Origin of the sequence: Lentilactobacillus sp., assembly GCF_040773105.1 — a bacterium.
GTDB classification, from domain to species: Bacteria; Bacillota; Bacilli; order Lactobacillales; family Lactobacillaceae; genus Lentilactobacillus; species Lentilactobacillus parabuchneri.
This window is the reverse complement of record NZ_JAXGWW010000148.1, coordinates 1-5108: the sequence shown is the minus strand read 5'-3', so window position 1 is coordinate 5108 and position 5108 is coordinate 1. Positions and strand designations below refer to the sequence as shown.

5 protein-coding genes and 1 pseudogene are annotated in these 5108 nt (G+C 46.0%); 5 read left to right on the top strand and 1 reads right to left on the bottom strand.

Features of this window, described 5'->3' with window-relative positions:
* The 5 genes from AB3112_RS08065 to AB3112_RS08045 form a co-directional block, all read left to right on the top strand.
* On the top strand, nt 1-1085 hold a 1085-nt coding region (locus AB3112_RS08065; RefSeq protein ID WP_367334256.1), incomplete at its 5' end, for an NEAT domain-containing protein.
* Nucleotides 1069-1890: an NEAT domain-containing protein gene (locus AB3112_RS08060; protein ID WP_367334255.1), complete on the top strand. Its 822-nt coding sequence runs from the start codon at nt 1069-1071 to the stop codon at nt 1888-1890. The genes AB3112_RS08065 and AB3112_RS08060, both read left to right, overlap by 17 nt.
* 14 nt (nt 1891-1904) lie before the next feature.
* Nucleotides 1905-2810, top strand: coding sequence for a heme ABC transporter substrate-binding protein IsdE (isdE, locus tag AB3112_RS08055; RefSeq protein ID WP_084974843.1), 906 nt, complete (start codon nt 1905-1907; stop codon nt 2808-2810).
* Entirely contained in the window at nt 2807-3772 is a 966-nt protein-coding gene (locus AB3112_RS08050; protein WP_367334254.1) for a FecCD family ABC transporter permease, read from the top strand. Before isdE ends, AB3112_RS08050 begins: the two co-directional genes overlap by 4 nt.
* A complete protein-coding gene (locus tag AB3112_RS08045) occupies nt 3753-4535 on the top strand; it encodes an ABC transporter ATP-binding protein (RefSeq protein WP_367334253.1) in 783 nt (260 codons plus the stop codon). The genes AB3112_RS08050 and AB3112_RS08045 overlap by 20 nt, the downstream gene beginning before the upstream one ends.
* A gap of 89 nt (nt 4536-4624) precedes the next feature.
* Here AB3112_RS08045 and AB3112_RS08040 read toward each other — a convergent pair.
* A pseudogene (locus AB3112_RS08040) lies at nt 4625-5108 on the bottom strand (hypothetical protein); the annotation flags it as partial.

Sequence of the window (5108 nt, the reverse complement as noted above, 5' to 3'; positions counted from 1 at the left end):
CTACCAAGGCCGACTCTGCAAATCTGAGTGATGGGATTTATACCGTCCCGGTCACACTATTAAAGAGTGGGAGTAGCACTACTTCCATGGCCAACCATTTCTTTGATCAAACTGCCAATGTCACTGTTTCTAAGGGAAATTACAAGACAGTTTTGACGACCAACGGTGCCAACTATATTGCGTCCATATCAATGGGTGGGCAATCAGTTGGTCCAACGATTACCTCGGGGAATAACGGGACGTTGACATTCAACTTGACCAACCCAAGCAACATCATTCCAGTTAGTTTTACGCTGTACAATATTCCACTGATCAACACAATGCAGGAATCAGCTGACTTTTCATTTAACTGGGCAAACGCCACTAAACAGGCTGATTTACCCGAGGATACAAGTACAACCACTGACACAACACCCGCAGCTGATAGTTCCAGTGCGACTTCATCAAGTACAACCAGCACAACAACACAACCGGCAACGCCGACAACAACTAAGACGACCACAACCAAGAAATCAACTGTACCAACCACGACACGGACCTATGTTGTCTTAAAAGGCGATTCAAATTCAAAATCGATGGCCAACAATTACTACACACGAAAAGCGGTTATTAAGAAAGTTGCCAAGCACTACAATGTTCAACTTAAAGTTGCCTACAAGAAGAGCCTTAAACTAGGATCCAAGGCTGTTCGTCCAGTGACCATTAATGGTAAAAAAGTCAAAGCGTCAACCGTTACGTATGGTAAATCAGGCAGTAACTACACTATGACCTATTCATTTAATATCGCCTCACTTAAGACCTTAAAGCATGTGATTAAAGGGTCTATTCACGTCGTTGTGCCATACGCTAACATCAGCACAACTTGGCCGATTCGTTTTAAATTTAGCCAGAGCGCACCCGCTAAAGCGCATAAACACGCGGTCGCTTCAGCTGCCGTCATCAATAGGTCGAGTTCTGCACAACCTTCACAAGAAAAATTACCACAGACGAGTGACACAAGTGAAAACGGCCTATCATTTCTCGGCTTCGTTTTAGCCGGTGGATTGTCTTTTGTTTGGGGGAATAGCCATGAAATTCTCAAGTAAATTCAAGTTGTTACTTGGGTTGGTGATGACTTTGGGACTATTTGCTGTTGCTTCACCCAATGCAAATGCCCAGTCCATTTCTTATCACCCACTAAAATATGGGACGAATCAAACATCGATGGCTGACGGGTACTTCGTCAAGCCGGCACAAGTAGTCGTTAAAGACCACATGTACTATGTCACAATGCAAATTAAGACCGCTAAGAGCTTATCATCGTATCCCGTTAAAGTGATGTGGGTAAACGGCCGCGCACCGCTCAACGTTCGTAAAGCAAAGGATCGTGCCGGTAATTCGCATTTGTATTATTCATTTTATGCAAAGAGTCTTAGTAAACGGATCAATGCCAAGTTGGCAATTGACGTTCCCAAAGTTTATAAGGCCCGTCATTTAATCTCATTTAAATTCAGCACAGCGGGCTTGCCAAGCCTCGGCAGTGCCCATCGAAGTGTGACGACCAATTCGAGTCACACAACCGCAACAACGGCTCAAAAAGCCGCAAATTCGAGCACTTCCAGTCAACCAAAAAGCAAAGCCAATAAAACATCCAGTCAGTCACCGAAAGCAACCAAGAAGCATCAGTCGAAAAAAGCAACCAGCAAGAAGGCTGCTAAGAAAGAACCCAAAAAAGCTTCCAGTAGTTCCTCAACGCAGCCTGCTAAGAATGAGTCAACGACTTCCAAACCAGCCAAGAAAACTGCTGCCAAGCCAGTGACAACCAAGAAGAGCGGGATTCCTTGGATTGTTGGCGGTGTGACGTTGATTGCTGGTGTTTCTGCAGGTTTGTGGATTTACTTTAGACATTAGGGGGCACTTCGGAAATGAAAGGATCTCGTAAGATTGCCTTTGTTGTGCTCGCAGCTGTCTTGGTGGTTGGCGCGCTTTGTGGTATTTTTATCAGTCAAAGCGGTGCTGCCAATAAACCTAAGAAACCAAAGATCGTCGCCACAACGTTTGCGGTGGTTCAAATAGCCGACAAGTTGGATTTGCCACTTGTTGGCGTTCCAACCACTCAAAATAAGATTCCTGCTCGCTATGCCCATGCCACCCGGGTCGGAAATCCGATGAACCCAAGTGTTGAAAAAATCGCAGCGCTCAAACCGACTGCGGTTTATTCAGTCACGACATTAAAAGATCAGTTTGGCAAAGCGTTTAAACAACGTCATATACAACCGCATTTTCTGAATCTGACCAGCGTTGCGTCGCTTAAACGGACTATTTCAAGTATGGGGACGCAGTATCATCGAACCCGACAGGCCAAGGCGGCTGTCCGGGAAATCGATCAGTCTGAAAATCAAGTTAAAGCAATTGCTCAAAAACAACGGGTCAAGCCACGGGTGTTGATTTTAATGGGTCTTCCCGGCGCGTCTTACATGATTGCCACAAATCGCTCATACGTAGGTGACTTGGTCGAAATCGCCGGTGGGAACAATGTTTTTGCTTCAAAGACTCAAGAATTTATTCAACCAAATGACGAAGCGATCAAAAGAGCCCGGCCGCAGGTCATCTTGCGGTTGGCTCATGCATTACCAAATATGGTGATTCCGCAATTTGATTCGGAGTTCAAATCGGATCCAATGTGGAAGACGGTTCCGGCTGTCAAAAATCACCGAGTTTATAATCTAGAGGAACCCAACTTTGATGCCACTGCGAATATGCGCGCACCCCAGGCACTCAAAATTGTGTCTAACTGGCTATACCCTCAGCAGGGGAGTGGTCAGAAGTGAGTCGTGCTGAAAAACTATGGTATCCGATTGTCTTGACGTTACTCATCATTACGATTGTCATCTCGTTGATGGTGGGGGCCAGCTTCATTTCGCTTCAACAAATCATCAGTGCCTTTTCTGGCGGCAATCCCAACCAGCTCAGCATTTTAACCAGTATTCGGCTTCCGCGGATCTTCGCTGCCATGCTTTGTGGTGGCATGCTGGCGGTGGCAGGGGCTGTGAGTCAGGCAGCTTTTCGAAACGTATTGGCGGACCCCAGTATTTTGGGCGTGACCAGTGCCGCTGATTTCTTTATTTTAATTGGCGCAATGTTGGTGCCGACCTTTCCGGGAAACAAGTTCGTTTTCGCGTTGATTGGTGGTTTGGTTGCCTTGGCGTTGTTGACCAGTAAATCGGCGTTAAGCAGTCCCTACCGCCTGATTATTATCGGTGTTGCGATGATGCTGACATTTACAGGATTTGAGCAGCTGTTTTCAAACGGAATGGGTGTTCAGACAACGGGTTCGTTTAATGGCATTACTTGGTCGCAGACAGAAGTCTTGCTGTTTCTCGGCGTCAGCGGCATGTTTGTCGCGGTGTTTCTTTCGCCGTGGGCAAATTATTTGAAACTGTCTACCGAACAGCTCCAGACTAAAGGCGTTTCGGCCTCCATGATGCGGATCGGATTATTATGTGTGGTCGTCTTTTTGTCATCCAGCGTTTCATCGGTGGTTGGGACAATTCCGTTCATGGGAATTGTTGTGCCCAACATCGTCCGCTACCTGGTGGGGCGGGATTATCAGACCATTATTCCGCTTTCGATGCTCATGGGCGCTTGGCTGCTGTTAGTGATTGACACGATTGGGCGAATTGTCGTCTTGCCGAGTGAACTGTCCGCAGCAGTTATTATGACCGTCATTGGGGGGCCATTTTTGATTATGATGCTGCAAAGGAAGAATTTTAATGGAATTAAATCAAGTTAGCTATCATTATCCACAACAAAAATTGCTTCTAAATCAAATAACGGCAACCGTTCCGGAAGGCCAAATTTTATCGAGTATTGGTCCCAACGGCGCCGGCACGTCAACCTTGCTGAAACTGCTGGCGGGATTAATCCAGCCGACTTCCGGCAAGGTCTTATTAAACGATCAGCCAATTTCAAATCTTTCACGAAAAACCTTGGCCACCAAAGTTGCCGTTGTCAGCCAGCAAAATGATATTTTTGACGATATGAAAGTGATTGACATTGTTAAAACCGGACGACTGGCACACCACAATTTGTTGGCAACGATTGATGATTCTGAAGTTGCTGACTACATTGTAGTAACCAATTTGGCCGAGTTGGCGCAACGACCGATTTCATCATTGTCGGGCGGTCAGCGACAGCGTGTTTGGTTAGCGTCTGCGTTGGCACAAGAGCCACAATATTTATTGCTGGATGAACCGACGACCTACTTGGATATTCACTACCAAGCCGAATTAATGACAATTTTAAAGCGGCTCCACGAACAACAGCAGATGACAATTATTATGGTGCTTCATGATATCAATCAGGCGTTTCGAATCAGTGATCAATTATGGTTGGTAAAAGATGGCCAACTGGTCAAGCAGGGGCGTCCAGCTGATTGTTATGACCAACGACTGATAGAGCAGATTTTTGGCACCAATATTCAAATCGTTGACGTGCCAAATTATGGCCGCTACATCGTAGAAATCGCCGATGCCCAGCCCAATTTAGCTGAATGACGATATCTAAAAGACACGAAAAAACGGACAACCAAAGCAAATCACATTTGCCATGGTTGTCCGTTTTTTATCTGTTAATCGCTAATGACTTATTTTTTTGGTTCATAGACAGCTTTTGGTGTCCCATAACGTGCTTTGCCCCAAGTCTTTTGCAACCACGGAACAAACCAGTAATCGATCCCAAATGAACGACCTGAACCATTCATTAATGCAATGGCTGCGAAGACAATCCATGCGTGGGCCCAAGTTGGAACGCCCATCAAGAAGATGATGACCAATGCCAGGTCGGCCAGCCATGTGAACCAGCCGAAGAAGATTAAGCACCCGATGATGCCTTCAAGTACGGTTAAGCCCATGCCAACCGGAATAATGGTATTGATCGAAAAGGCATCCACCATTAAGACGATTCCAAGGAATAATCGTAACGGCACGCTCCATAAAACGTTGCTTCGACGAGCGGTGTTGCCACCAAAGACGGTCCGGTTATTTTCAACTCTAAAGAATTCGTCAAGCAGGTACATCATCATGAAGTAGCCGGAACGAATTCGCCAGAAGTAAAGCAGGTTGGTTCCG

Excerpts from the sequence above, each read along its gene's own strand:
- isdE (WP_084974843.1), top strand. The coding sequence starts at position 1,905 with ATGAAAGGATCTCGTAAGATTGCCTTTGTTGTGCTCGCAGCTGTCTTG.
- AB3112_RS08060 (WP_367334255.1), top strand. The coding sequence starts at position 1,069 with ATGAAATTCTCAAGTAAATTCAAGTTGTTACTTGGGTTGGTGATGACT.
- AB3112_RS08045 (WP_367334253.1), top strand. The coding sequence starts at position 3,753 with ATGGAATTAAATCAAGTTAGCTATCATTATCCACAACAAAAATTGCTT.